At 72.9% G+C, this 26,387-nt stretch carries 22 protein-coding genes and 2 tRNA genes; 4 read left to right on the forward strand and 20 right to left on the reverse strand.

Annotation, left to right across the window (positions count from 1 at the left end):
* Positions 1-4: 4 nt before the first annotated feature.
* The 5 genes from ABTZ58_RS11265 to leuS all read right to left on the reverse strand — a co-directional run bounded on the left by ABTZ58_RS11265 (position 5) and on the right by leuS (position 8,832).
* Complete coding sequence (locus ABTZ58_RS11265; RefSeq protein ID WP_351353616.1) at positions 5-2,602, reverse strand: ComEC/Rec2 family competence protein; 2,598 nt, start codon at positions 2,600-2,602, stop codon at positions 5-7.
* A complete protein-coding gene (locus ABTZ58_RS11270) occupies positions 2,599-3,441 on the reverse strand; it encodes a ComEA family DNA-binding protein (RefSeq protein ID WP_351353619.1) in 843 nt (280 codons plus the stop codon). Before ABTZ58_RS11270 ends, ABTZ58_RS11265 begins: the two co-directional genes overlap by 4 nt.
* A 674-nt stretch (positions 3,442-4,115) precedes the next feature.
* Entirely contained in the window at positions 4,116-4,961 is an 846-nt protein-coding gene (locus ABTZ58_RS11275) for a DegV family protein (protein WP_351353622.1), read from the reverse strand.
* Positions 4,962-5,033: 72 nt separating this feature from the next.
* Positions 5,034-5,792 carry a hypothetical protein gene (locus tag ABTZ58_RS11280; protein ID WP_351353625.1) on the reverse strand — a complete coding sequence of 253 codons (759 nt, stop codon included), beginning with the start codon at positions 5,790-5,792 and terminating at the stop codon, positions 5,034-5,036.
* A gap of 157 nt (positions 5,793-5,949) precedes the next feature.
* A complete protein-coding gene (leuS, locus tag ABTZ58_RS11285; protein ID WP_351353628.1) occupies positions 5,950-8,832 on the reverse strand; it encodes a leucine--tRNA ligase in 2,883 nt (960 codons plus the stop codon).
* 477 nt (positions 8,833-9,309) lie between these two features.
* On the opposite strand from leuS, the gene ABTZ58_RS11290 reads away from it, so the two are divergent.
* Both ABTZ58_RS11290 and ABTZ58_RS11295 read left to right on the forward strand, forming a co-directional pair.
* Positions 9,310-10,569, forward strand: coding sequence for a ferric reductase-like transmembrane domain-containing protein (locus ABTZ58_RS11290; protein WP_351353631.1), 1,260 nt, complete (start codon positions 9,310-9,312; stop codon positions 10,567-10,569).
* A complete protein-coding gene (locus ABTZ58_RS11295) occupies positions 10,566-12,176 on the forward strand; it encodes an NADH-ubiquinone oxidoreductase-F iron-sulfur binding region domain-containing protein (RefSeq protein WP_351353634.1) in 1,611 nt (536 codons plus the stop codon). The genes ABTZ58_RS11290 and ABTZ58_RS11295 overlap by 4 nt, the downstream gene beginning before the upstream one ends.
* A 121-nt stretch (positions 12,177-12,297) precedes the next feature.
* Here ABTZ58_RS11295 and ABTZ58_RS11300 read toward each other — a convergent pair.
* The 10 genes from ABTZ58_RS11300 to ABTZ58_RS11345 form a co-directional block, all read right to left on the reverse strand.
* Positions 12,298-12,370, reverse strand: a tRNA-Ala gene (locus tag ABTZ58_RS11300).
* Positions 12,371-12,488: 118 nt separating this feature from the next.
* Positions 12,489-12,722, reverse strand: coding sequence for a hypothetical protein (locus ABTZ58_RS11305; RefSeq protein WP_006136074.1), 234 nt, complete (start codon positions 12,720-12,722; stop codon positions 12,489-12,491).
* 3 nt (positions 12,723-12,725) lie between these two features.
* Positions 12,726-12,899 (reverse strand): hypothetical protein, encoded by a 174-nt coding sequence (locus ABTZ58_RS11310; protein WP_351353637.1) that lies wholly within the window; start codon positions 12,897-12,899, stop codon positions 12,726-12,728.
* A gap of 200 nt (positions 12,900-13,099) precedes the next feature.
* A tRNA-Ala gene (locus ABTZ58_RS11315) sits at positions 13,100-13,172 on the reverse strand.
* Positions 13,173-13,247: 75 nt separating this feature from the next.
* Positions 13,248-13,919 (reverse strand): histidine phosphatase family protein, encoded by a 672-nt coding sequence (locus ABTZ58_RS11320; protein ID WP_502996050.1) that lies wholly within the window; start codon positions 13,917-13,919, stop codon positions 13,248-13,250.
* A complete protein-coding gene (rsfS, locus tag ABTZ58_RS11325; protein WP_094057635.1) occupies positions 13,910-14,356 on the reverse strand; it encodes a ribosome silencing factor in 447 nt (148 codons plus the stop codon). The genes ABTZ58_RS11320 and rsfS overlap by 10 nt, the downstream gene beginning before the upstream one ends.
* Positions 14,357-14,460: 104 nt before the next feature.
* Positions 14,461-16,167, reverse strand: coding sequence for an LCP family protein (locus ABTZ58_RS11330; RefSeq protein ID WP_351353644.1), 1,707 nt, complete (start codon positions 16,165-16,167; stop codon positions 14,461-14,463).
* A 16-nt stretch (positions 16,168-16,183) separates the two neighbouring features.
* A complete protein-coding gene (nadD, locus tag ABTZ58_RS11335; RefSeq protein ID WP_309096746.1) occupies positions 16,184-16,927 on the reverse strand; it encodes a nicotinate-nucleotide adenylyltransferase in 744 nt (247 codons plus the stop codon).
* Positions 16,928-17,012: 85 nt separating this feature from the next.
* Positions 17,013-17,177, reverse strand: coding sequence for a hypothetical protein (locus tag ABTZ58_RS11340; RefSeq protein ID WP_309096745.1), 165 nt, complete (start codon positions 17,175-17,177; stop codon positions 17,013-17,015).
* 174 nt (positions 17,178-17,351) lie between these two features.
* The gene (locus ABTZ58_RS11345; protein ID WP_094057639.1) at positions 17,352-17,510 is read right to left on the reverse strand and encodes a hypothetical protein; all 159 of its coding nucleotides are present in this window, start codon (positions 17,508-17,510) and stop codon (positions 17,352-17,354) included.
* Positions 17,511-17,635: 125 nt separating this feature from the next.
* Between ABTZ58_RS11345 and ABTZ58_RS11350 the strand changes: the two genes are divergently transcribed.
* Positions 17,636-18,760 carry a M48 family metallopeptidase gene (locus tag ABTZ58_RS11350; RefSeq protein WP_351353690.1) on the forward strand — a complete coding sequence of 375 codons (1,125 nt, stop codon included), beginning with the start codon at positions 17,636-17,638 and terminating at the stop codon, positions 18,758-18,760.
* Between the two features lie 49 nt (positions 18,761-18,809).
* Here the strand turns inward: ABTZ58_RS11350 and ABTZ58_RS11355 are convergent, their stop codons facing one another.
* From ABTZ58_RS11355 to proB, 5 genes are all read right to left on the reverse strand, one after another.
* Positions 18,810-19,880, reverse strand: a complete 1,071-nt coding sequence (locus ABTZ58_RS11355) for an SCO2583 family membrane protein (RefSeq protein WP_351353649.1) — start codon at positions 19,878-19,880, stop codon at positions 18,810-18,812.
* Positions 19,881-19,969: 89 nt separating this feature from the next.
* The gene (locus ABTZ58_RS11360) at positions 19,970-20,548 is read right to left on the reverse strand and encodes an SCO2584 family spore wall biosynthesis protein (protein WP_502996048.1); all 579 of its coding nucleotides are present in this window, start codon (positions 20,546-20,548) and stop codon (positions 19,970-19,972) included.
* Between the two features lie 161 nt (positions 20,549-20,709).
* Entirely contained in the window at positions 20,710-21,996 is a 1,287-nt protein-coding gene (locus ABTZ58_RS11365) for a glutamate-5-semialdehyde dehydrogenase (protein WP_351353654.1), read from the reverse strand.
* Positions 21,997-22,090: 94 nt separating this feature from the next.
* Entirely contained in the window at positions 22,091-22,549 is a 459-nt protein-coding gene (locus ABTZ58_RS11370; RefSeq protein WP_375141733.1) for a DUF8830 family protein, read from the reverse strand.
* Positions 22,550-22,695: 146 nt separating this feature from the next.
* Positions 22,696-23,823, reverse strand: a complete 1,128-nt coding sequence (gene proB / locus ABTZ58_RS11375; protein WP_351353657.1) for a glutamate 5-kinase — start codon at positions 23,821-23,823, stop codon at positions 22,696-22,698.
* A gap of 296 nt (positions 23,824-24,119) precedes the next feature.
* Here proB and ABTZ58_RS11380 point away from each other — a divergent pair, with 296 nt between their 5' ends.
* Positions 24,120-26,156 (forward strand): CDP-glycerol glycerophosphotransferase family protein, encoded by a 2,037-nt coding sequence (locus tag ABTZ58_RS11380; protein WP_351353660.1) that lies wholly within the window; start codon positions 24,120-24,122, stop codon positions 26,154-26,156.
* Positions 26,157-26,387: the final 231 nt, after the last annotated feature.

The raw sequence follows: 26,387 nt of genomic DNA on the forward strand, positions 1-26,387 counted from the left end.
GCCCTCAGTCTCGCGCCACCCTCAGCCGGCCACCCCCTCCCACGACGGCCAGCGCGCCGTCCCGGTCCGTCCGCAGCACCGCCGCGCCCCCGGCACGCAGCGCCGCGAGCGTGCCCGGCGCCGGATGTCCGTACGGGTTGTCCTCACCGCAACTGATGAGGGCCAGCCGCGGAGCCGCCCGGCGCATGAGGCCGGGGTCCTGGTAGGCCGAGCCATGATGGGCGACCTTCAGCACGTCCACCTCACGCAGCGCCTCGGCGGCCGGTGATCTCTCCAGCGCCCGCTGGGCCGGGGGTTCGAGATCCCCGAGGAGCAGCAGTCGCAGCCCACCCGTGCGGACCAGCAGGGCGACACTGGCGTCGTTCGGCCCCTCCGGCACCGGGTGGGTGTGCAGCACTCCTGGTGGTGCGTCCGCCGGCGGGCTCGGCGGCGGCCACACCACCTGCCAGGACAACTCCCCCGCGCGCCGCTCCTCACCGGCCGCCGCCCGCGTCACGGGGACCCGCCGGGCCGCCGCCAGTCTCCGCACGAACGCGGCCTGGTCGGCGGGCTCCTCCAGGCCCGTCGTCTCGATCGCGCCCACCGCCCGCCCGCGCAGCACCCCCGGCAGGCCCGCGACGTGATCGGCGTGGAAGTGGGTGAGGACGACCAGCGGGATCCTGGTGACGCCGAGCGAGCGCAGGCAGTGGTCGACGCGCCGCGGATCGGGACCGGCGTCCACCACCACCCCGGCGCCGTCGCCCGCCGCGAGCACCAGGGCGTCCCCCTGCCCCACGTCACACATCACCAGCCGCCAGTCCGGCGGCGGCCAGCCCGTGATCGTCCGGGTCAGCGGCGGCGGCTGCACCACGGCCAGCAGGAGCAGCACCCCGCACACCCCGCACCACCAGGGATGCCGGAGCACCCGCCGGCCCAGGAGCACCGCGAGCACGGTCACGGCACCGAGCAGCGCCGCGCCCGCCCAGCTGCCCGGCCAGTCCACTCCCGCGCCGGGCAGCGCCGCCCCGGTCCGGGCGATACCCGCGATCCACCCGGCCGGCCACTGGGCGCACCACGCCAGGGCCTGCGCCACCGGCATCGCCGCCGGGGCCGTGGCCAGCGCGGCGAAGCCCAGCACCGTCGCCGGCGCGACCGCGATCTCCGCGAGCAGGTTGCACGGCACCGCCACCAGGCTCACCCGTGCCGAGAGCACGGCGACGACAGGTGCGCACAGGGCCTGCGCGGCGGCAGCGGCGGCCAGCGTCTCGGCGAGTCGGGGCGGCACCCCGCGCCGTCGCAGCCCGGCGCTCCACCGGGGCGCGAGCGTGAGCAGGGCGCCGGTGGCCACGACGGAGAGCAGGAACCCGTAACTGCGCGCCAGTCCCGGGTCGTAGAGCACCAGCAGCAGGACCGCCGTCGCCAGTGCCGGGATCATCGACCTGCGGCGGCCGGTCGCGAGGGCCAGCAGCGCGACGGCTCCGCAGGCCGCCGCCCGCACCACGCTCGGATCCGGTCGGCACACCACCACGAACCCGAGCGAGAGCGCGCTCCCGAGCACCGCGGTCCCCCGCAGCGAGATGCCGAGGCGGGGGGCGAGCCCGCGCCGCTCGGCCTGCTGGGCCAGACCCGGCGGACCTAGCAACAGGGCGAGCATGATCGTGAAGTTGGCCCCGCTCACGGCCAAGGTGTGCGTGAGGTCGGTTGCCTTGAATGCCTCCTCCAGCTCCGGAGTGATCCGCGAGGTGTCCCCGACGACCAGCCCCGGCAGCAGCGCCCGGGCATCCGACGGCAGCCCGTCGGTCGCCTCCCGCAGTCCGGCACGCAACCGCCCGGCGAGCCGCTGCGCCCTCGAGGGCTCCCCCACCACCTGCGGTCCCGCCTCGCCGCGCACCCGCAGCACGGCCGCCACCCGGTCACCACCCGCCAGCGCCGGTGCCGCCCTCGCGCCGACCCGCAGCCGCGTCGAGGGCAGCAGCCCGAGCCACGCCGACGGCACCGGCTCTCCGGCGAACGACCGCCCGCCCTCACCGCCCGAGCCGCCCGGTCCCACGTCGACGATCATCAGCACCGGCGTCCGCGTCGCCACGGTGACGGCCCCCGCCCTGTGGACACGCCGCACCTCGGCGTCGATCAGCACGGCGGCCGGAGCCAGACGATCGCCCCGGACCCGGGGCCGGGTGAGCCGGGGGTCGGAGGTGAGCTCCACCTCGGCGGTCACCGTCGCGTACTCCCGCGCCAGCCCGGGCATCGGGCCCCGCCGCAGTTCCGCCCCGTGCAGCCCGGCCGAGGCGGCGGCCGCCGCGACGCACAGCAGGAGCGCGGCGGCCGATGCCCGCGGCCAGGACGCCGAGCCGCGTCGCCGGGTCAGTGCCAGGAACACGACCGCGCCGAGGCAGGTGGTCACCAAACCCAAGGCCCAGCCCGCCGGCACGGCCGGCACCAGCGCCGCCGTGCCCCAGGCCGCGAGGGCGGGCGGTACGAGCCGCAGGTCGGCGGGCCCCTCCTGCCGTGGCCGGGCGAGGCCGAGCCGCTTGCCGGACGAGACGTGCACGGGCGACCGGACGGGGTGGTGTCCCGGAGCGGTCTCGTCGGGCCGCGCCGGAGGGCCGGGAGCGCTCCTCATGGCCGTACGAGGTTGCGCAGGTCGGCGAAGCGGCGGTCGCCGATGCCGTTCACCTCGCGCAGCTCGTCCACGGAACGGAAACCGCCGTGCTGCGTGCGGTAGTCGACGATGTGCTGTGCCAGCACGGGACCGACACCGGGCAGCGTGTCGAGCTGATCGAGGGTGGCCGTGTTGAGGGAGACGGGAGCCGCCGGCAACCCACCGCCCGCGACCCCTCCGGCCGGGCCTGCCGGAGCCGTACCCGCTGCTCCGCCCCGGCCGCCCGCTGCGGCCCCCGCGACGGGAGCGGGGCCGCCGACGATCACCTGCTCGCCGTCCACGAGGAAGCGCGCTCGGTTGAGGCCGTCGGTGTCCGTGCCGGGCTTCACACCGCCCGCGGCGCGCAGCGCGTCCGCGACCCGCGAGCCGGCGGGCAGCCGGTGGATCCCGGGGTCACGGACCTTGCCGCCGACGTCCACGACGATCTCGGCGGCTCCCGAAGCACCCGCGGTTCCGGCCGCGCCGGCCGTACCGGCGGTCCTCGCCGCCCCAGCCGCCCCCGGCGCATCCGCCCCCGGGTCGTCCCCGCTCCGGTCGGCCTGTCCGGGTTCCGCCCCGTACGGCGCCGCCGCGCGCACCACTTCGGGCGGCCGCACGGGCTGGGTGCGGCCCGCCCAGAAGTGCTGCACCGCGAAGGCCGCGGCGACGACCAGCACCACCGTCAGGGCGAGCACGTTCCGCCGCTCCAGGCCGCACCTCGTCTGCAACCACAGCGGCATGCGCTCCCGCAGCGCGAGCCCGGCCCGCTCCCGCCAGTCCCCCTCGGCCGAGCGGCCGTCACCACGATCCGCTGCCCTCAAGCAACTGTCACCGCGATCCGCTGCCCTCAAGCGGCCGTCACTACTGTCCACTTCCCCCAAGCCGCTGTCACCGAGGTCCACTTCCCCCAACCGGCCGTCACCACGATCCGCCTCCCCCAACCGGCCGTCACCACGATCCGCCTCCCCCAACCGGCCGCCACCGCCATCCACCCCCGCCGGAACGGCGAGAGTCTCCGCGACGGCGCCATGGGGACCGGGCCCAAGCCCGGGCTCGAGCCGGGCCCTGGCGCCGCCAACGGAACCAGGCGGCCCTTGCCCCGACTCCCGCCGCTCTCTCGCCCCTTCACCGGGGTCGGCCCGCCGCACGGGCTCGGGGCGCTCCCCGAACAACGCCTCCGCCCGACGGCGGAGCTCGTCCCCGGAGGGGTGCCCGGCCCGGCCACGGGCCACCGCCCGGTGCCGGCGGTGACGGACGCGTCCGTCGGACGCGGGCCCCCGGCCCGGCCCACTGGTCGCGGTAGCTGTGCGTGAACGTGATCGAAGTGCCATGCGACGAGGATCGGACACTCCGTCCCACCCGCGATGATCATGACCAATTCCCGGGGACAACCGTCCGCTTGTGGACAACTCCGCCACCCACACGGGTGGCGGGAGGAGCACCGACGCGCTTCAGCGGAGCCCCGTCACCCCTGAGGAACACCCCACCGCAACGTTCACCGCGGCGAAACCACGACCCCCAGCAGCCCGGGCCCCGTATGCGCCCCGATCACCGCCCCGACCTCGCTGACATGAAGATCCGCCAGCCCGGGCAACCGCCCCCGCAGCCGGTCGGCGAGGGCCGACGCCCGGTCCGGGGCGGCGAGGTGGTGGACCGCGACATCGACCTGGGCGCTGCCCGCCCGGTCGGCGGCGATCTCCTCCAGCCGGGCGATCGCCTTGGACGCGGTCCGCACCTTCTCCAGCGGTTCGATACGGCCGTCGGCCAGCTGCAGCAGCGGCTTCACCGCGAGCGCGGAGCCCAACAGGGCCTGGGCGGCGCCGATCCGGCCGCCGCGGCGCAGGTAGTCGAGGGTGTCGACGTAGAAGTAGGCGGACGTGCCGGCGGCGCGCTTCTCCGCCGCGGTGACGGCCTCGTCCACCGTGCCGCCCGCCTCGGCGGCCTCCGCCGCGGAGAGCGCGCAGAAACCGAGCGCCATCGCGATCATGCCGGTGTCCACGACCCGCACGGGCACGGGCGCCCGCCGCGCGGCGACCACGGCCGCGTCGTACGTGCCGGAGAGTTCGGCGGAGAGATGGAGGGAGACGATGCCGGTGGCACCGGCCTCGGCCACCTTGCGGTAGGTCTCCTCGAACACCGCCGGACCGGGACGCGAGGTCGTCACCGGCCGACGCTTCTGCAAAGCCTGGGCGAGGGCGCGCGTCGAGATCTCGGTGCCCTCCTCCAGCGCACGGTCACCGAGGACCACCGTCAGCGGGACCGCCGAGATGCCGTGGCGCTCCATCGTCCGGGCCGGCAGGTAGGCCGTTGAATCGGTGACGATCGCGACATGGCGGGACATGAGCTGGAGGTTACCTGCCGTCATGCCCGTGTGGCAGCCCGGGCGCCGCGCCCTGTCGCACGCGTGGCGGGATCAAGTGGTGCTCTCGGGGCGGGGCTTCTTCTGCCAGGGATAGGCGGGACGCGGTGCCGCCGGGGAGATGGCGGGCCGGTCCGGCTCCCGCTCCGGGTCCGGCTGCGAGGTCTCCGGCCAGGTCTGCCCAGCCGCGGGAGCATCGGCGGCCGGAGCCTCGGGCCACGGCTCGGAGGCGGACGGCGAAGCGGAGGCCGAGGCGGACGGCGAGTCCGTCGTGGTCCAGTGCCGCAGGGCGCCGGCCTCCACGTCGATCTGCGCGCTGAGGGTGTCCAGGTCGTCCCCCGCGAAGCGGCGGGCGCGGTCGCGGACCGCCCAGCGCAGCGCGTCCGCCGACTGCGTGATGCGTTCGGTGCGCTCGCGCAGCTGGGGCAGGCGCTCGCGCAGTGCGGTGCGGTCCGGCTCGGACTCCAGGCGCTTCAGCTCGCCGTCCAGCTCGTGGCCGTGCACACTGAGCCGCTCGAACAGGCCGATGGACTCCTTCACGGACTCGTCCTCGACGACGGCCGCGTTCAGCGCGTCCTGGGTGGCGCGCATGGAGGTGCGCAGCTTCAGCCGCAGCTGGGCGAGCTCACCCGCGGCGCCGGGCTGGGCGAAGGACTTGGCCCGCAGCGTGTGGTCCTCGACCGTGCGCCGGGCCTGGGTGATGCCACGGTCCACGCCGCGCTTGGCGGCGCCGACGGCCTTCACGGTGGCGTACGCGCCGAGCGCGACCAGGAGCACGAAGAGCAGGGCGAAGACTGCGATCACTGCTTCCACAAGGGCTCCTCCTCAGGGCGCCACGGCACCTCACATCGCTCTTCCACGCTCTTCCACGGTAAACGCAACAGGCAGGCCCGGAGTTCCAGAAGAACCCCGAACCTGCCCGTAGAAGACCACTAGGGGACACCCCGAGTGCGCCCGGACGCCGTGCGGCTCACGCCGGAACGATGTTCACCAGCTTCGGCGCACGCACGATCACCTTGCGGATCCCGGCCCCGCCCAGTGCGGCGACGACCTTCTCGTCGGCCAGCGCGACCTTCTCCAGTTCGTCCTCGGAGATCGACGGCGAGACCTCCAGCCGCGCCTTGACCTTGCCCTTGATCTGCACGACGCAGGTCACGGTCTCGTCGACCACGTACGCCGGGTCGGCCACCGGGAAGTCCTGGTGGACGACCGAGTCGGTGTGCCCCAGCCTGCGCCACAGTTCCTCGGCGATGTGCGGGGCCAGCGGCGCGACCATCAGCACCAGCGGCTCGGCCACGGAGCGCGGCACGGGGCCGCCCACCTTGGTCAGGTGGTTGTTCAGCTCGGTGACCTTGGCGATGGCGGTGTTGAACCGCATGCCCTCCAGGTCCCCGCGCACCCCGTCGATCGCCTTGTGCAGGGCGCGCAGCGTGTCCACGTCGATGTCGGCGTCCGCGACGTCGACGACGGTCACCTCGCCGGTCACCTCGTCGACGATGTTGCGCCACAGCCGCTGCAGCAGCCGGAACTGCCCGACCACCGCGCGCGTGTCCCACGGCCGGGAGACGTCCAGCGGCCCCATGGCCATCTCGTACAGGCGCAGGGTGTCGGCCCCGTACTCGGCGCAGATCTCGTCCGGAGTGACCGCGTTCTTCAGGGACTTGCCCATCTTGCCCAGCAGGCGGCTGACCTTCTCGCCCTGGTACCAGTAGGCGCCGTCGCGCTCCTCCACCTCGGCGGCCGGCACCGCGATGCCGCGGCTGTCGCGGTACACGTAGGCCTGGATCATGCCCTGGTTGAACAGCTTGTGGAACGGCTCGGCGGAGGAGACGTGCCCCAGGTCGTACAGCACCTTGGACCAGAAGCGGGCGTACAGCAGGTGCAGCACGGCGTGCTCGGCGCCGCCGACGTACAGGTCGACACCGCCGTGCGGCTGCCCCTCGCGCGGGCCCATCCAGTACTGCTCGATCTCCGGGTCGACCAGCTTGTCGCTGTTCTGCGGGTCCAGGTAGCGCAGCTCGTACCAGCAGGAACCGGCCCAGTTGGGCATGGTGTTGGTCTCGCGGCGGTACTTCTTCGGGCCGTCGCCCAGGTCCAGGGTGACGTTGACCCAGTCCTCGTTGCGCGACAGCGGCGTCTCGGGCTGGGTGTCGGCGTCGTCCGGGTCGAAGGTGCGCGGCGAGTAGTCCTCGACCTCGGGCAGCTCCAGCGGCAGCATCGACTCGGGAAGCGCGTGGGCGACGCCGTCCTCGTCGTAGACGATCGGGAAGGGCTCGCCCCAGTAGCGCTGGCGGCTGAACAGCCAGTCGCGCAGCCGGAAGTTGACGGTGCCCTCGCCGACCCCCTGGCCCTCCAGCCACTCGGTGATGCGGGCCTTGGCCTCGATGACGCCCAGGCCGTCCAGGGAGACGCCGGTGCCGGCCGAGTTGATGATCTTCGCGTCGTAGGAGGCGAAGGCGTCGTCCCAGGTGGACGGGTCGGTGCCGCGGCCGTCGGTGGGCTCGACCACGCAGCGGATCGGCAGCTCGAAGGCGCGGGCGAAGGCGAAGTCGCGCGTGTCGTGGGCCGGGACGGCCATGATCGCGCCGGTGCCGTAGCCCATCAGCACGTAGTCGGCGATGAAGACCGGGACCTGCTCGCCGTTGACCGGGTTGGTCGCGTAGGCGCCGATGAAGACGCCGGTCTTGTCCTTGGCCTCGGCCTGGCGCTCGACGTCGGACTTGGACGCGGCCTGTGCGCGGTAGGCGGCGACGGCCTCGGCCGGGCTCGCGTAGCCGCCGGTCCACACCTCGTGGGTGCCCTCCGGCCAGGCGGCCGGGGTGAACTTCTCCACCAGCGGGTGCTCGGGCGCCAGCACCATGTAGGTGGCGCCGAACAGGGTGTCGGGGCGGGTGGTGAAGACCGTGATGCGCTCGCCGTCGATGGGGAAGTCGACGCGGGCGCCCTCGCTGCGGCCGATCCAGTTGCGCTGCTGCAGCTTGATGGCCTCGGGCCAGTCCAGCGCGTCCAGGTCCTCCAGCAGCCGGTCGGCGTAGGCGGTGATGCGCATGTTCCACTGGCGCAGCTTGGCCTTGAAGACGGGGAAGTTGCCGCGCTCGGAGCGGCCGTCGGCGGTGACCTCCTCGTTGGCCAGCACGGTGCCCAGGCCGGGGCACCAGTTGACCGGCGCGTCGGAGGCGTAGGCCAGCCGGAACTCGCCCAGGACGTCGGCCTTCTCGGCGGCGCTCAGCTCGCTCCACGCGCGCGTGTGCCCGGGGACGGGCCGCTCACCGGACTCGAACTGCGCGACCAGCTCGGCGATCGGGCGGGCCCGCCGGGCGTCGTGGTCGTACCAGGAGTTGAAGATCTGCAGGAAGATCCACTGGGTCCACTTGTAGTAGTCCGGGTCGATCGTGGCGAACGACCGGCGCTTGTCGTGGCCCAGGCCCAGCCGGCGCAGCTGGGCCTTCATGTTCTCCATGTTGGCTTCGGTGGACACGCGCGGGTGCGTGCCGGTCTGCACCGCGTACTGCTCGGCGGGCAGGCCGAAGGCGTCGAAGCCCAGGGTGTGCAGGACGTTGTGCCCGGTCATCCGCTGGAAGCGGGCGAAGACGTCCGTGGCGATGTAGCCCAGGGGGTGGCCGACGTGCAGGCCCGCACCGGAGGGGTACGGGAACATGTCCATGATGAACTTCTTGGGCCGGGCGACGGTCTCCGGGTCGCCCGCCAGGTCACCCTTGGGGTTGGGCGCGGCGTAGGTGCCGTCCGCGTCCCAGAAGTCCTGCCAGCGTGCTTCGATCTCGGCAGCCATGGCGGCCGTGTAGCGGTGCGGCGCGGCCACCTCGGAGGTGGCAGCGGGGTTCGTCTCGCTCATGATCCTCAAAGCTCCATCGATCGTCTCTGCCTGCGGCTGTGTCGTCGAGAAACGAAAAATCCCCTCGCACAGGAGGGGACGCCGCGCCGATTCCGGCCACTCGACTCACCCGGTGGCCGGGACTGATCAGCGCGGCCCGCTAAGCAGAAGGCGTACGGCACGCATGGCGTTAGGGTACCGCAGGCCCTCAGCGCGCCGCGACGCGCTTCGGACGGGCCTCTCGACGCTCGACCCCACACTCGCAAAGCTGAACCAAGGTCAAGAGTTACTTCGCGTAACAGTAGCTATGGGACATCGCAACAACCACATTGTCCTTTGATAACAACGCAATAACTCAAACCTCCTACCGATCGGTATGGCTCCGCTTAGAGTGCGGCAGCGGGACCGCTTTCCCGAACCGCTCGGAGTTGCCCCCATGAACCCTCATCGCAGTACCCCCTCACTCCCCCCGGTCGCCGGGATGTGGGGAGGCAGGTCGTGAACCCCAACGACTCCACGGCAGACGACTCCTTCGCCGAGTTCCTCAACTTCGGCGCGGGCGTGCTGTCCCTCGTGTGCCTGACCTGCTCGGTGATCTGGGGCCTGGTCGCCCAGGACCGGATCCTGCTCGACGCCCGCCGGCGCATCCTGGCGCAGGCCGTGCACCGGACCACGGCCGTCGCCTCGATCGCCTTCCTGCTGGTGCACATCGGCGTGAAGCTGGCGCTGTCCCACACGTCGTGGATCGCCGCGGTGATCCCCTTCGGACTGCTGTTCACCGACGAGGAGCTGGTCGCCGGCCGGTCGTTCCTGATCGGCCTGGGCACTCTGGCGGGCATGCTCATGATCTTCGTGGGCGTCACCGGCGTGCTCCGCAACCGCTTCGCCTCCCCCGCGCCGGTCGCGGCCCGCTGGCGCGCCATGCACATGCTGGCCTACCCGGCCTGGTGCGCCGCCCTCGTGCACGGCCTCTACGCGGGTCGCGCGGCCAAGCCGATCTTCGTCATCCTGTACTGCCTGTCCCTGCTCGGGGTGGCCGCGGCCCTCGCCCTGCGCGCCGCTCCGCGCCCGGTCAAGCGCAAGGTCGCCGACCGGGTCGCCGCGCTCATCGGCCCCGGTGAGGGCCAGGGCCGCCGCGACCTGGAGGAGAGCCGGGCCCGGGCCGGCGCCGGCTCCGCACTGCCCGGCTACGAGGGCCGGGGGGCCCGCGCGGGAGCCGCGGCGTCCGCCTCCGCTCCCCGGTACGAGAGAGCCGAACGCCCCGCACCCCAGGATTCCGCGAACGGCTTCGCCGCGGCCTACCGCGCCGTCTCGGGCCCGCCGGTGGAGCAGGCCTACGCGCCGGGGCCGACCACCAGCATGGAACTGCCGCTGGATCTGCAGCCCACCGAGACCATCCCGACCGTGGACGGCCCCTCCAGCACCTCCGGCAACTGGCCGATCCCGTCCCCGCCCCCGGTCGGCGAGGCCCCGCCGTCGGTCTACGACCCACTCCAGGACACGGGCTTCAACATCCCGCCCTACGACCCCGTGCGGGACGCCGGACAAAGCATCCCGGCCTATGGCAACCCAGGCGTCTCCGGTTACGGATCGAGTGACGTGTACGACACGGGTGAGACGAACGCGGTTCGCGACACGTACTACCCGAACGACACGTACAGCGGTCCCGCCACTGAAACACTGCCCGGTGCGTCCTACGACTTCGACGCACCGGCATCGGGCGAACCTTGGAACACGCCTTCCGGAGGCTTTAAGTGAACGAGGCCCTGCCCGACGTACCCGAAGTCCGCGTGGTCGGTCTTCCCCAGCTCACGTCGGGCTTCGACCTTGTCGATCGGCTCGATCTGCCCATGCACCTGAAGGTGCACGGGCCGCTCGAGCCGATGGGCGGCGAGCAGCTCGCGCAACTCGCCGAACGCATCAACCTCAGGGGCCGCGGCGGCGCGGGCTTCCCCTTCCACAAGAAGCTGCGCTCCGTCGCCGAAGCGGCGATCAAGCGCGGCGTCCGGCCGGTCGTCGTCGTCAACGGCAGCGAGGACGAACCGGCCTGCCGCAAGGACACGGTGCTGATCAACCGTGCCCCGCACCTCATCCTGGACGGCGCGCTGCTGTGCGCCGAGGCCATGGGTGCCCGCACGCTCGTGGTGGGGGTCACCCGGGAGTCGACGCAGCGCTCCATGGAGGCCGCGCTCGCCGAACGCGGCCTCAGCAACGGCCGCCGTTCCGCGCTGCGCGCCCGCGTGCAGCGCAACCCGGTCCGCATGGTCACCGGCGCCGCCGCGTCGCTGATCCGCTCGATCGACGGCGGCCCGGCCGTCCCGCCCGGCCGCAAGGTCAGCGCCTCGCAGAACGGCGTCGGCGGCGCGCCCACGCTGCTGTCCAACGCCGAGACCTTCGCCCAGCTGGCCATCGCCGCCCGCATCGGCCCGGAGCGCTACGGCAACACCGGCCTGTACGACGAGCCGGGCACGGTCATGCTCACGGTCTCCGGGGCAGTCGCGCGCCCCATGGTGATCGAGGTCCCCACGGGCGTACCGCTGCGCTACGTCCTGCAGCTGGCCGGCGCCCCGCCGGTGCCGCAGGGCGTGCTCACCGGCGGCTACCACGGCAAGTGGATCGACGCGGCGACGGTGAACGAGGCGATCGTCTCCCGCAACTCCCTGGACGCGGTGGGCGGTTCCCTCGGCGCCGGGGCGATCCTGCCGATCAGTCAGGACACCTGCCCGCTGGGCGAGTCGCTGCGGGTCGCCCAGTGGCTGGCCGGGGAGAGCGCGGGCCAGTGCGGCCCCTGCTACCTCGGCCTGCCGGCCGCCGCGCGCGGCATGGAGGACATCCTCAACGGCGGCGGCCCGGCCGCCCTGGAAGCGCTCAAGCAGGTCGCCAAGAACGTCAAGCGGCGCGGCGCCTGCTCCCACCCGGACGGCTCCGCGATGTTCCTGGAGTCGACCATCAAGGCGTTCACGGACGACCTGGCCGCGCATGTCCTCGGCAACGGCTGCGGACGGCGCGTGGAGGGCGTTCTGCCGCTCTTCGAGGGCGGCAGGGCCCCGACGGGCATCCCGGGCGGCGGCGAGTCCGAGGAGAACGGCCCGAGCCGCCAGAAGATCTACGTCGACTGGACGCTGTGCCGGGGCCACGGCCTGTGCGCGGACATCCTCCCCGAGGTGTTCCAGCTGGGCGCCGACGGCTTCCCGACGGTGGCCCAGGCGCAGGTGCCGCGGTACGCGGAGGCCAAGGCTCTACGCGCGGTGCGCCGCTGCCCGGCACTGGCCCTGCGCATCGAGGAGGACACCCGGGGCCAGGCCCCGTCCCGTAACCTCCCGGTGCTCTCCCAGGGCCGCGGCCGCCGCGCTCTCGGCCGCTGAGCGGACCTACGGCGGGCTCTCCTTCGGGGGCCCGCCGTACGCGTACCCGGCACGGGAAACGGGCTTAGGCACAAGGAGAAGGCGGGTCATCCGATCGGATGACCCGCCTTCTCATCGGCTGTGGAGCTAAGGAGAATTGAACTCCTGACCTCCTGCATGCCATGCAGGCGCTCTACCAACTGAGCTATAGCCCCTTGCGGTGTTGCCTTCCGGGTTTCCCCGGCGGCGACGCCAACTTTACTGGTCCTGCGGGCCCAACACCAAATCGATTTCCCCTTGCCCGATATGACCGTTTTGCCGCACCTTCGCCTCTCAGGCCGTCACGAACGAGTAGAACCGCTTGAGCGTGCAGTGTTCCTCCAGAAGCCGGCCGTAGATCGGCTCGCCCTCCAGCTCGCGGTACGTCTCGATCGGGTCGCCTTTTATGATCAGCGCCCGCGCGCACTCCTCGCACCAGTACTGGTAGTCGGGATTGATCGGCTCCATGTCGCGGACGATCGGAGTCCCGCTGCCGCACCAGTCGCACTTCCGCCTGTGGGCACCCATCGATCAGCTCCAGCTGTGGCCGCAGGCCGTGCACACGTAGGAGATCCCGCCGTTGTCGCCGAGCATCTGGGCCACGTGCGCGGATCCGCAGGAAGGGCAGCTGAGGCGGGTGGACATGTCCCGCGTCAACGCCACTCCGAGGAGGTGGTCGACCTCCTCGAGGATGCTCGCAGGCATCGGTGCTCCTCCCGTCGGGCCGCGCCCCCTTCCGGCCGTTTGATTCTGCCACGGCCGGACCAATACGGTCAGCGACGCCGCAGTACCAGTCCGGACACGGCACGCGTCGCGACCGTAGAGGTATACGCCTCAGCAGGCCCGAGTGACTCAAGTCGGGGCACGAAAAATCCCGCCCCCTGGACGGGAACGGGATCTTGACGTGGAGCTAAGGAGAATTGAACTCCTGACCTCCTGCATGCCATGCAGGCGCTCTACCAACTGAGCTATAGCCCCTCGTGTTCCTTCCCGGCGGGCCGGGCGAACAAGAAGAACTTTAGCCTGCGACCTGCCGGAAAGTGAAATCCGGGGTCAGTCGTCGTCGCCCAGCACCGGTTCCGGCAGCGTGCCGGCGTTGTGCTCCAGCAGCCGCCAGCCGCGGGCGCCTTCGCCGAGCACGGACCAGCAGCAGTTGGAGAGTCCGCCGAGGCTCTCCCAGTTGTGCGGCTGCAGGCCGAGGAGCCGGCCGATGGTCGTGCGGATCGTGCCGCCGTGGCTGACCACGACGAGCGTGCCGTCCTCGGGGAGCTTGTCGGCGTGCCGCAGGACCACGGGGGCGGCACGGTCGGCCACCTCGGTCTCCAGCTCGCCACCACCGCGGCGCACGGGCTCGCCGCGCTTCCACGCGGCGTACTCCTCCCCGTGCCGGGCGATGATCTCCTCGTGCGTCAGGCCCTGCCAGACGCCCGCGTAGGTCTCGCGCAGGGCCTCGTCGTACGTGACGTCGAGGCCGGTGAGGGCGGCGAGCTCGGCGGCCGTGCGCGCGGCCCGGCTGAGGTCGGATGCGATGATCGCGTCCGGCTTCAGGGCCACGAGCAGCCGGGCGGCGCGGCGGGCCTGGGCGACACCGGTCTCGGTGAGTTCGACGTCGGTGGTGCCCTGGAAGCGGCGCTCCACGTTCCACGAGGTCTGGCCGTGCCGCCACAGGATGATGCGGCGGCCCCGGCCCGGTGCGGCGGCCTCGCTGAAGGAGTTCACCGCCAGTCTCCGTCCAGCTCCGCCGCCTCCTCGGCCGCCTGCAGCTTGGCGTGCTCCTCGGCCTTGCCGCGCGTGGCCTTGGCGTCCTCGGGCAGGTCGAGCTCGGGGCAGTCCTTCCACAGCCGCTCGAGGGCGTAGAAGACGCGCTCCTCGCTGTGCTGGACGTGGACGACGATGTCGACGTAGTCGAGCAGGATCCAGCGGGCGTCGCGGTCGCCCTCGCGGCGCACCGGCTTCGCGCCGAGCTCCTTCTGAAGGCGCTCCTCGATCTCGTCGACGATCGACTTGACCTGGCGGTCGTTGGGCGCGGAGGCCAGCAGGAAGGCGTCCGTGATGGACAGCACGTCACTGACGTCGTAGGCGACGATGTCGTGCGCCAGCTTGTCGGCGGCCGCCTGGGCGGCGGTGGTGATGAGCTCCTGGGAGCGGTCGGTCACGGTCACTACAAGGCTTTCGGTCGGCGGTCGTTTGCCCTCAAGGGTCTCACGGTCCGCCGGGCGCCCCCCACGCGATGACGTGGATCACCTTGGGGGGCGGTTCCCGCCGCCTAACCGGAGGCGGGCTCGTAGTCCTGGCCGAGGACCACCGCGACGTCGGCGCTCGCCGAGATCCTGCCCTGGGCGACGGAGCTCTCGGGCAGCCCGAGCGTCTTGGCGACCTCGGTGGCGTTCGTCTTGTCGGCGGCGTCGGCGTAGACGACCTTCGAGGTGGACCGGGCGCCCGCCGTGCCGCCCTCCAGGAAGGTGAAGCCGCCGTTGAGGAGCACCACGCGGGCCTTCTCGGTGTTGTCCTCGACGCCGGTGGCGTTCTGGACGAAGACGCTGACGGCGGCGTCCTTGTCGGGGCTCTTGGCGGTGCCGCCGAGGACGTTCCTGACGATCCCGGCGCCGGTCTGGGCGCTGAGCGTGCCGTCGCTCTGCACGGGCAGCAGGTCCGTCCGGTAGTCGCCGCCCTTGGCGAGGTCGGAGAGCCGGGCGAGGAACGTGCCGAGGTCCTTGTCGGTCAGGGACGGGTCGAGGATCTGCGCCAGCGTCTGGATGGTGGTGGTCGCGGCCCCCGGGTCGGAGGACATCTTGCGCAGCACACCCTGCATGACCTGCCCGAACCGCTCCAGCTGGGCGTTCCGGGACTCGCCGGGGGCGCGGTAGGTGGCGTAGGCGACGGCCATCTTGCCGCTGAGCGTCTGGTCGCGGCCCTTGTTGACCAGGGGGGCCTCGCCCTTGTTCTTCGCGGCGGGGTCGGGGACGTCGGCGTTCGTGTCGACGTCGATGGTGCCGACGAGGTCGACGAGGTTCTGCAGGTAGGGGGTGTCCAGGCGCCAGGTGCCCTGGATGTCGGTGCCGAGGACCGCGTCGAGCGCGTCGCGGGTGCCGTCGGAGCCGTCGTCCTCGACCGACTTGGCGAGGGTCGTCGTGGTGCCGTCGTCGCTGGTCAGGGCGAGCGAGTTGGGCAGCAGGACGGTGGTGCCGCGTTTGGTGGTGGTGTTGTCGACGAGGAGGGCCGTGGCGGTGCCGTCGCCCTTGGTGTCGTGCAGGTGGACGACGATGACGTCCCGTTTCTGGGCGCCGGCGGCCGTCGCCGTGCCCGTCGCGGAGTCGTCGGAGGACAGGCCGGGCAGCTTGCCCGCGTACCAGAGGTAGCCGACCCCGCCGGCCGCGGCGAGCGCGAGGACGACGACCAGGGCGACGATCCGGCTGCGGGCGCGGCGCCGGGCCTCCTCGCGGCGCTCGGTGCGGTTCTCGGTGAACTTCAGCCAGTCGATGACGTCTTCGGAGTTGTCGTCCGGTTCCTCGACGAAGGCGAACTGCTCGGTGTGGTACTCCCGGTCGGCCTGCTCCCGGTCGGTGTCCTGCTCCCCCGCGGCGGGGCCGGCCTGCTGAGGGATGTGCGCCGTCTGCCGGCCGGTCTGCTCGGCGACGCGCGCCGGGGCCTGCCCGTAGGGGTCGTGGGCGGCGCCCTGCGGCCGGCCGTCCTGGTGGGGTCCGGAGGCGTACGGGTCGTACCCGTACGGGGCGGCCGGCTGCTGCTGTCCGGCGTCGTAGTCGTACGCGGGCGGCTGCTGCTGCCCGCCCGTGGCGTAGGGGTCGTAGCCGTAGCCCTGCTGGTGCTGCTGGGCGTACGGGTCGTAGCTCTGCTGCTGGGTCTGCTGGGCCTGGACCTGCCGGTAGACCGGCTGTCCGAACTCGTCGTAGCCGACGAGTTCGTACTGGTCGGCGCCGTAGCCCGCGGCCCCCGCGTCGTATCGGTCGTTCACCGGTGCCCCTCTCGGCTCACTCGCCGCGGTACAGCTCGCGCTTGTCGATATAGCGCACGACTCCGTCCGGCACCAGGTACCAGATGGGGTCCCCCTTGGCGACTCTCGCCCGGCAGTCCGTGGAGGAGATGGCCAGGGCGGGGACCTCCACGAGCGAGACGCCGCCCTCGGGAAGTCCGGTGTCGTCGAGGTGGTGGCCGGGCCGGGTCACCCCGATGAAGTGCGCCAGGGAGAACAGCTCCGCCGAGTCCCGCCAGGTCAGGATCTGGGCGAGGGCGTCGGCGCCGGTGATGAAGAACAGGTCGGTGTCCGGGTTGAGCGCGCGCAGGTCGCGCAGGGTGTCCACGGTGTAGGTGGGTCCGCCGCGGTCGATGTCGATGCGGCTCACGGAGAACTGCGGGTTCTCGGCGGTCGCGATGACCGTCATGAGATAGCGGTCCTCGGCCGGGGAGACACTGCGGTGGCTCTTCTGCCAGGGCTGGCCGGTCGGCACGAAGACCACCTCGTCGAGGTGGAAGGCCGCGGCGACCTCGCTGGCGGCCACCAGGTGCCCGTGGTGGATCGGGTCGAAGGTGCCGCCCATGACGCCCAGGCGGCGCTTGCCCGGTCGCGCCGGGCTCTTTCCGGGGCCGTCGATCTGGCGGGTCGCCGTGGCGGCACGGCGGGGCGCCGAGTGTCGCTCGGTGCCGCTCGCCGTGTCCGGTGCCGGGTCGTGCGGCGTCTCGTTCGCCGGACCGGTAGGCATGTCCTGCTCTCCCATGCGTGCAGACCCTACCGGCCCCGCCCGAGGGCTCCGGCCGCCCCCGTGGTCCCCGGGGCACCCTCCGCGGGGTGCCCGGCCGGGCTCAGCGGTCGCGGTTGAAGCGCGTGGTGATCCACAGCAGGAGCAGCAGGATGAAGAGGGCGGCGCCACCGGTGAGGTACGGGCTGAGGCTCTCGTGGTTTCCGCCGTGCTCCTCGCCCTCGGCGGCGAGGGTGACCAACTGGGCAGCGGCGCTGTGGAAGCTCATCTTCGGCAGGACCTATCGCGTGTGGGCGGGTTAAAGACGTCGGCTCATCGTAAGCGGGCGCCTCGGCCGCGATCACCCCGACTCCGCCTGTTCGTGCCCCGAAAGCCCCGCGGCACGGGAGCGCGCCCGCACCGGCCCGGTCCCGGGGTCCGGCGGGGGAACCTTCGCGCTGCCTCAGTCGTCCTTCCGTCTGTAGCCACGCAGCAGGAACCACGCGGTCACCGCACAGCCCACGATCATCACGAGCAGAACGATCCGGAGGATCCCCGGTCCCCCTTGCCGGTCGGCGGCGCTCGCGGCCTCGGCGAGCCAGGCGGCGGGGTGGTGCTCCATGACGGTGGTTCCCTTCGCCGTACTGCCCGACCACCGTAACTCCGCCTAGGCTGGCCCCAGCCTCGGGGAAGCAAAGGGCCGCACAAGGGGCCGCAAAGGTCATCCAGACGCACATGGGGGAAGACATGTCCGACGGCCACGACCAGGACGGGCACGAGCAGGTGCCGAGCCGGCAGCGCAGGCGCTTCCCCGGGATCTCCTCGCGGACGTACGAGCACCCGGCCGACCGCTCCGCCCTGGTGGCGCTGCGCAAGCTCAGCGGTTTCGACACGGTGTTCAAGGCGCTCAGCGGCCTGCTCCCCGAGCGCAGTCTGCGGCTGCTGTTCCTGTCCGACTCGGTACGGGTCTCGGACCAGCAGTTCGCCCACCTGAACGTGATGCTGCGCGACGCCTGCCACATCCTGGACCTGGAGAAGGTCCCGCCGATGTACGTGAACCAGGACCCGCAGCCCAACGCGATGTGCATCGGCCTGGACGAGCCGATCATCGTCGTGACGACGGGCCTGGTCGAGCTGCTCGACGAGGAGGAGATGCGGGCGGTCGTCGGCCACGAGGTGGGGCACGCGCTGTCCGGCCACTCGGTCTACCGGACGATCCTGCTGTTCCTGACCAGCCTGGCCGTCCGGGTGGCCTGGATCCCGCTGGGCAACCTCGCGATCATGGCGATCGTCACCGGGCTGCGGGAGTGGTTCCGCAAGTCGGAGCTGTCGGCGGACCGGGCGGGGTTGCTGGTCGGGCAGGACCTGCAGGCGTCCATGCGGGGCCTGATGAAGATCGCGGGCGGCAACCACCTGCACGAGATGAACGTGGACGCTTTCCTCGCCCAGGCCGAGGAGTACGAGGCGGGCGGTGACCTGCGTGATTCGGTGCTGAAGATCCTGAACGTGCTGCCCCGCTCCCACCCCTTCACGACCGTCCGGGCGGCCGAGCTGAAGAAGTGGGCCGAGTCGCGGGACTACCAGCGGATCATGGACGGCCACTACCCGCGGCGCGACGAGGACAAGGACACCTCGGTCCGGGACTCCTGGCGCGAGTCGGCGAACCACTACAGCACGCAGGTCAAGAGCTCGAAGGACCCGCTGATGAAGCTGGTCACGGATCTGGCGGGCGGCGCCGGCGACCTCGGCGACCGGGTGCGCCGGGGCTTCGGCGGCTTCACCAACTCGGCCCCGAGGCCGCCCGGGGGCCCTCAGTCGCCGGGTCCGTCGGACAGCCAGGGGGACGACGCGCCGCCGCGCGACGACCGGTGAGCCGCTCCCACGGGTCCTCGGAACGCGTCCGCGCCCCGCGGGCCGGCGCTCACACCTTCGGCTGCGCGCTCGTCGCCAGGGAGCCGCACAGGGCCGTGGCGCTGCCCGTCGCGTAGGGGTCGGTGCCGGCGGGGCCGCCCTCCTTGGCGGTCTGGCCGGCCAGCAGGGGCCTCAGGTGGTGCGTGGAGTCCTCGGCGCAGGACAGCGGGCCCGCCTGGACGTAGGAGACGACCAGCTGGGCCTGGTGCAGGCGGAGGTCGTCGCGGTCGAAGCGGAACTGCAGCTCGCGCCGGACGGTGAACAGCGACACCGCGGCCTCGTCCCCGGCCCCGGCGGGCCGCAGCGCGTACACGAACGTGTGATCGGCCGTGACCTCCAGTGTCGACGCGTCGGTCTCGGCGGCCTGGAGCGTGCCCTGGACGCGCACCCGTCGGTCGGCCAGCTCGGCCCGGGAGGGGTCGAAGCGCACGAGCCAGCCGGTGGGCGCGTGCCGTCCGTCCGCGGTGGGGCGGGCGAAGCTCTGGTCGAACTGGTCCAGCTGGTCGGGATCGAGCAGGACCCGCACGGCGCGGATCTCGCCGCCCGTGATCACGTCCGGGTCGAGGGCGGAGCGGACGACGTAGTCCTTGGCCGTGGACAGCGCGGTCACGACCTGGCTGTCCGAGAAGTGCGCGGTACGCCGTGAGGGGGGCAGCGGCACGCCCTCCGCGCCGGTCTTGAACTGCGCGGCGGGGCTGTGTGCGTACAGGTACGCCGTGTCGGCCGTGCCGGGCACCCTGCCCTCGGGCGCGAGCGGGATGACGGTCATTCGCAGCGGCTCGGCCGGCTCCCTGGCGGCGGGCCCCTGGTAGGGGTGCCGCACGCCCATGTAGATCGCGGTGCCGAAGGCGACGGCGATCAGCAGGACGAGGACCAGTGCCTGCCGGGACAGGCCCCGGCGCAGGGGCGGGCGGCGGCGCACGGCGGGCGCGTGGTCGGCGATGCGCTCCTGTGCGGAGTACTCCTGGAGGCGGGCAGCACGGACGAACGACTCGTCGAAGACGACGGATCGGTACTCGTCCTCGCCACCTCCGGGAGCGCCCTCGGGTGTCCCCTCAGGTGGGTCTCCAGGCCCGCCCATATCTTCAGGGTAGGTCGCCGCGAGCCCGGGTAAACGCCGGGCTGCTCCACAAGTTCTGACAGGTCCTCACCAAGATGGGCGGCTTCCGGTCAGGGGGTGCGCGGGATCACCGAGACGGCCGGCTGGGAGTAGTCGGCGGATGCGGAGGGGGCCGCCCCGCCGCCCTGTTCCAGTTCGGTCGAGGCGGGCGGCGGCACGGGGCCCTCGCGGTTCGAGGACGCCCCGCGGTAGACCGCGGTGAAGGCGAGCGCGACCATGCCGATCCCCATCACGAGGGCGAGCAGCCAGGCGACCGGGCGATGCCAGCGCACCTGTTTGGAGTACGGTCCACCGTCGCCGTAGTGGTCCTCCAGGAGGCCGGGCTCGTCCAGGTCGTCCAGGTCCGGATCACGGCCGTAGGCGCCGGGGCCGTCCGGGCCGTACCCGTCGTCGTACCGCTCGCCCCTGAGGTGGGCGCGGCGGGCGGCCTCCGCCTCGGAGGCCTCGGCTCTCGCCTGCGCGGCGGCCAGGAGACGCTCCACGGCGGTCGGCTCGTGCACCACGGCCGCGCGTACGAAGGCCTCGTCGAAGACCACGGAGGCGAACTCTTCGTCCGACACCCCGCGGTCGTGGTCGTCGTCGGGCTCCCGGCCGTCCGGAAACGGCGTGCCCCCCACGTCCTCCGGCACGGATCCAGAGTAGACCTGGGGGGTCATTTTGGGCAGACGGTATGGAAATTCATCCGCCGGCCGAGACGCCCCCCGGGGGCTGCGCACGGCGCGCGACCGGGTGGTCCGCCCCCGGCGCACGCGCCTGCGCCGTTCCGGCGTTCGGGTGACCCGGCGCCCGGTCAGCGGCGGACGTGCCCGTCCCCGGTCACGATGTACTTCGTGCTGGTCAGCTCCGGCAGGCCCATGGGGCCGCGGGCGTGCAGCTTCTGCGTGGAGATGCCGATCTCCGCGCCGAAGCCGAACTGGCCGCCGTCGGTGAAGCGGGTGGAGGCGTTGACGGCGACGGTCGTGGAATCGACCAGCTGGGTGAAGCGGCGGGCCGCCTGCTGGGAGGTGGTGACGATGGCCTCGGTGTGGCCGGACGTCCACAGCCGGATGTGCTCGACGGCCTTGTCCAGGGAGTCGACCACGGCGGCGGCGATGTCGTACGACAGGTACTCGGTCTCCCAGTCCTCGGCCGTCGCCTCGACGACGGTGGCCTTGGAGTCCTCGGCGTACGCCATGACGCGCTCGTCGGCGTGGACGGTGACCCCGGCCTCCGCGAGGGCGTCCAGGGCGCGCGGCAGGAACGCGGCGGCGATGTCCTGGTGGACCAGGAGGGTCTCGGCCGCGTTGCAGACGCCGACCCGGTGGGCCTTGGAGTTGATCAGGATCTCGACGGCCATGTCGAGGTCGGCCTGCGCGTCGACGTAGACGTGGCAGTTGCCGGTGCCGGTCTCGATGACCGGGACGACGGACTCCTGGACGACCGTGTTGATCAGGGAGGCGCCGCCGCGCGGGATGAGCACGTCGACCAGGCCCCGGGCGCGCATCAGCTCGCGCACGCTGTCGCGGCTCTCGCCGGGGACGAGCTGGACGGCGTCGGCGGGCAGCCCGGCCCCGCCCACGGCGTCGCGCAGCACGCGCACCAGGGCGGTGTTCGACCGGTACGCGGAGGAGGAGCCGCGCAGCAGGACGGCGTTGCCCGACTTCAGGCAGAGGGCGGCGGCGTCGACGGTGACGTTCGGCCGGCCCTCGTAGATGATGCCGACGACGCCGAGCGGCACGCGCACCTGGCGCAGGTCGATGCCGTTGGGCAGCGTGGAGCCGCGGACGACCTCGCCGACCGGGTCGGGCAGGGCGGCGACGTCGCGCACGTCGGAGGCGATGGAACGGACCCGCTCGGGGGTGAGCGTGAGCCGGTCGATCATGCCCTCGCTGATGCCGGCCTCGCGGGCCTTGGCGACGTCCTCGGCGTTGGCCTCGACGATCTCGCTCGTGCGGACCTCCAGCGCGTCCGCGATGGCGAGCAGCGCGTCGTCCTTGTCGGCCCGGGGCAGCGGCGCGAGGCTCGCGGCGGCGGCCTTTGCGCGGTAGGCGGCCTCGGTGACCGGGGACATCGAGTCGTACGGCGAGAGCGTGGTCATGAGGGAAGGGTAGTGCGCCGGGCGCGGGTGTTCCTCGCACGTTCCACACCCCGAGACACGCCGGGACACCCCGCGAGACCCGAGCCGGGCCGGGTCAGAACGGGTGGACTCCGACGGGCGAGGCCGGGGGCGGCCCGTACCCCTCGGCGACGCGCTGGTGGTAGGTCGCGCGGTCGATGACCTCCAGGCCGACGATCTCCCAGGGCGGCAGTCCGGCGGTCTGCCGGTGCTCGCCCCACAGCCGCAGGGCGACGGCGGCCGCGTCGTGCAGGTCGCGGGCCTCCTCCCAGTAGCGGATCTCGGCGTGGTCGACGGCGTAGCGGCTGGTCAGCAGGAAGGGGTGGTCGTGGGCGAGCTGTTCCAGGGCGCGCCGGACCTCGGGGAGCGGGGCCTCCTTGCCGGAGACGCTGAGGGTGACGTGCCACAGGCGCGGGGTGTCCGCGGGCTCCCCGCCCTCGAACCGGTCTCCGGCCGCCACGCTGGCCAGGGCGCGCTCCTCGCCGGCCGCGCGGGAGCCGGTACCACCACGGGACGCCGGCGTCCCAGGGCGCACTCGTCTCACGACGGCCTCCTTCGGTCAGTGGCGCTGTCAGTGGCGCTGCTGCGGAACAGTTCCCTGGGACAAAGTTGAGCAGGCCGCAAGGGTTCGCGTGGCGGTTTTGCGGAACGTCCACCACCGGGGGCGGACGTTTCGCCCCATTACGGGTGCAGGACCACCAGGTCGTCCCTGTGTACGACCTCGCGTTCGTACGCGGGCCCGAGGTCGCGGGCGAGTTCCCGGGTGGAGCGGCCGATCAGCCGCGGGATCTCCTTGGCGTCGAAGTTGACCAGCCCGCGGGCCACCGCGTGCCCGGTGCCGTCCCGCAGCTCGACCGGGTCGCCGGCGGTGAAGTCGCCCTCGACGGCGGCGATGCCGGCCGGCAGCAGCGACTTGCGGCGCTCCACGACGGCCTGGACGGCGCCGTCGTCGAGGGTCAGGGCGCCCTGCGGGGTGGAGGCGTGCTGGAGCCACAGCAGCCGGTCGGCGGAGCGCCGGCCGGTGGGGTGGAAGAAGGTGCCGGTGTCCTGGCCGGTCAGGGCGTCGGCGGCGTGCACGGCGCTGGTGAGGACGACGGGGACGCCGGCGGCGGCCGCGATCCGGGCGGCCTCGACCTTGGTGACCATGCCGCCGGTGCCGACACCGGCCTTGCCCGCGCTGCCGATCTCGACGTGCGCGAGGTCGGAGGGGTCGCGCACCTCGGCGATGCGGGAGGTGCCGGGCCTGCCCGGGTCGCCGTCGTAGACGCCGTCCACGTCGGAGAGCAGCACCAGCAGGTCGGCGTGGACGAGGTGGGCGACCAGGGCGGCGAGACGGTCGTTGTCGCCGAAGCGGATCTCGTCCGTGGCGACGGTGTCGTTCTCGTTGACGATCGGGAAGGCGCCCATCGCCAGCAGCTTGTCCAGGGTGCGCGAGGCGTTGCGGTGGTGGGCGCGGCGGCTCATGTCGTCGGAGGTCAGCAGCACCTGGCCGACGCGGACGCCGTAGCGGGCGAAGGAGGCGGTGTAGCGGGCGACCAGCAGGCCCTGGCCGACGCTGGCGGCGGCCTGCTGGCGGGCCAGGTCCCTGGGGCGGCGGCGCAGGCCCAGGGGGGCGAGTCCGGCGGCGATGGCGCCCGAGGAGACCAGGACGATCTCGCGTTCCCCGCCGCTGCGCACCTTGGCGAGCACGTCGACCAGCGCGTCCACGCGGTCCGCGTCCAGGCCGCCCGAGGCGGTGGTCAGCGAGGAGGACCCGACCTTGACGACGATCCTGCGGGCCTCGCCCACGGCCTGCCTTGCCCCTGCCACGTCGCCGCCCGTCCCCTCGCTGCGCTCCAGTCCCTCACCAGGCAATCTACGGGACGCGCGGGCAGGACGCGGAGCCGGTCCACGCTACGGACGGTGCGGACGGGGTCACAGGAGCGCGGACGTCTCGCTCGCGGTCCGCCCCACGACAGGAACGGATTATTCCGCTACGGTCCGACGGCGCGGCGGGGCGCGTACCCCTTCCCGGCCCGAGGACACGCGCGTGTCGTCCGGAGGTAGCCGCGCGTTAACCCGGACGGCCGACCTCGCGCCGAACCGACGCTCTGGGAGTGACCGCAGTGCCCGTACCTCTTCCCCGCCCGCCGGCCCTTCTGAAGGGGCTGGTCACCGTCGTCCTGGCCGCCGCGTTCGCCGCCCAGGCGGTCGCGGCGCTGCTGCCCGACGTCCCGCTGCTGCTCGCGGCGACCCTCGTGTCCCTGGCCGTCGAGGGCGTCCTGTACCGCTGGCAGCGCGGTGTGCTGGCGCTGTTCGCCAAGTCGCACGCCGACATCACCGTGCGCCACGTCCTGCGGGACCTGCTGCTGGTCGTGGCGCTGCTGCGGCTCGGCGAGCAGGACCGGGAGACGGTGTACGCGCCGCTGGTGGGCGGGCTGCTCGCGTTCTACGCGCTGCACTGCGCGATCCAGGCGGTCTCCGTGCTGGTGCGCCACACCCGCACGCTGCCGGTGGTGACCCGCAACATCGACGCCTCGGCGCTGCGGCTGTCCCCGGCCCCGGCCGTGCTGCTGCGCCGCCCCGGCCTGCGGCTGCTGGTGTTCGGCCTGCCGGCGACGGCCGGACTGCTGGCCGGCGCGGCGGGCGACCGGCCGGTCCACGCGGCCGCGGGCATCGCGCTGTCCCTGCTGCTGGCCCTGACCGGGCTGGGCGCGCTGCTGCTGCGGCTGCTGCCGGGGCGCCGGCCGGCCGACGAGCAGCGGGTACTGGAGTGGTTCGACGCGTGGCTGTCCTCCTACCGGCCGACGGTCGGCCTGTACTTCTCCGGCGGCGCCTCCTCGGCCTACCAGGCGAACATGTGGCTGGAGCCGCTGGCGAAGCTGGACGGCCGGCCGGTCATCGTGCTGCGCGAGCGGTTCATGGTGCAGAAGATCGCGGCGACGGACATCCCGATCGTGTGTCTGCCGAAGGTGTCCACGCTGATGCGTCTTGAGCACTCCACGCTCCAGGTCCTCATCCACCCCGCGAACTCCGGCAAGACCTCCCAGGTGCTGCGCATCCCCACGATCAAGCACACCTTCGTCAACCACGGCGAGAGCGACAAGCTGTCCTCGTGCAACCCGTACGCGAAGGCGTACGACGAGGTGTGGGTGGCCGGTCCCGCCGCGCGCGAGCGGTACGCACTGGCCGAGGTGGGTGTCGAGGACAAGGACGTGGTGGAGACGGGCCGCCCGCAGCTGGACGGGGTGCTGCCCTACGCGGGTCCGCCGGCCGGGGCGTGCACGACCGTCCTGTACGCGCCGACCTGGGAGGGCTGGGACGGCAACCCCGGCAACACCTCGGTGATCGCGGCCGGCGAGAACCTGGTGCGGGCGCTGCTCGCCGAACCGGGCGTGCGGGTGCTGTACAAGCCGCATCCGCTGACCGGGTCGGTGGACCCGCGGGCGGGCGCGGCCGACCTGCGCATCCGGGAGCTGATCCGGGCGGCGAACCGGGAGCGGGCGGTGCCGCGTCCCCCGGCCGGGGCGGAACTGGCGCGCCGCACCGCCGAGCTGGACCGGCTCACCACGTCCGACTTCCGGCCCGGGGCCGACACGGTGGAGCGCATGCTGGTGCAGTCGGCGCCGGAGCCCGGCCGGGCGGAGGCGGTGGCCCGGGCGACCGCCGCCTGGGAGGAGGCCTACTGGGCTTCGCTGCCGGAGGGCGAGCACCAGGTCATCACGGACGCCCGGCCCGGGCTGTACTCCTGCTTCAACGCGGCCGACCTGCTGATCAGTGATGTGTCCAGCGTGATCAGCGAGTTCCTGGCCAGCGAGAAGCCGTACGCGGTGGCCAACACCAGCGGGCTGTCCGAGGACGCCTTCCGCTCGGCGTTCCCGACGGTGGCGGCGGCGACCGTGCTGACGCCGGACGCGGCCGGGGTGCCGGGCCTGCTGGAGACGGTGCGCCACCCGGAGAAGGACGAACTGGCCGAAGCGCGAGCCGTGTTGAAGCTGCGCCTGCTGGGTCCGGCCGAGCCGTCGTCGCAGGAGCGCTTCAACCAGGCCGTACGGGCGCTGTGCGCGAGGGCCCGGGACCACCGGGCGCGGGTGGCGGAGCGACTGGCCGCGGAGCTGCCCGGCCAGCGGACGGAGACGACGATCCCGACCGCACCGCGCTGACCGGCACCCCGACGGCGGGTCCGGACGCCGGACGACAACGGGGCCGGACGGCACCACGACGGCCGGACCGGACGGCGGGACGGTGACCGGACTGGACGAACAGCCGGACCGAACCTCACCACAACAGCCGGACCAGACGGCGTGAAGGGCGGCGGGGCCGGGGCGCGGCCACCGCGGTGGGTACCTCCCACGCCCTCAGGGCTGTGGGGGGAAGTCGGTTCGGTGCCTCAG

The organism is Streptomyces sp. NPDC094143 (assembly GCF_040303825.1).
GTDB lineage: Bacteria > Actinomycetota > Actinomycetes > Streptomycetales > Streptomycetaceae > Streptomyces.

Coding starts and splice junctions, on each gene's coding strand:
- nadD (WP_309096746.1), bottom strand. CDS start 16,927: ATGGGAGAGCAGGACATGCCTACCGGTCCGGCGAACGAGACGCCGCAC.
- ABTZ58_RS11310 (WP_351353637.1), bottom strand. CDS start 12,899: ATGCCTGCGAGCATCCTCGAGGAGGTCGACCACCTCCTCGGAGTGGCG.
- ABTZ58_RS11345 (WP_094057639.1), bottom strand. CDS start 17,510: ATGGAGCACCACCCCGCCGCCTGGCTCGCCGAGGCCGCGAGCGCCGCC.
- ABTZ58_RS11365 (WP_351353654.1), bottom strand. CDS start 21,996: ATGACCACGCTCTCGCCGTACGACTCGATGTCCCCGGTCACCGAGGCC.
- ABTZ58_RS11350 (WP_351353690.1), top strand. CDS start 17,636: ATGTCCGACGGCCACGACCAGGACGGGCACGAGCAGGTGCCGAGCCGG.
- leuS (WP_351353628.1), bottom strand. CDS start 8,832: ATGAGCGAGACGAACCCCGCTGCCACCTCCGAGGTGGCCGCGCCGCAC.
- ABTZ58_RS11340 (WP_309096745.1), bottom strand. CDS start 17,177: ATGAGCTTCCACAGCGCCGCTGCCCAGTTGGTCACCCTCGCCGCCGAG.
- ABTZ58_RS11275 (WP_351353622.1), bottom strand. CDS start 4,961: ATGTCCCGCCATGTCGCGATCGTCACCGATTCAACGGCCTACCTGCCG.
- ABTZ58_RS11305 (WP_006136074.1), bottom strand. CDS start 12,722: ATGGGTGCCCACAGGCGGAAGTGCGACTGGTGCGGCAGCGGGACTCCG.
- ABTZ58_RS11265 (WP_351353616.1), bottom strand. CDS start 2,602: ATGAGGAGCGCTCCCGGCCCTCCGGCGCGGCCCGACGAGACCGCTCCG.
- ABTZ58_RS11355 (WP_351353649.1), bottom strand. CDS start 19,880: ATGGGCGGGCCTGGAGACCCACCTGAGGGGACACCCGAGGGCGCTCCC.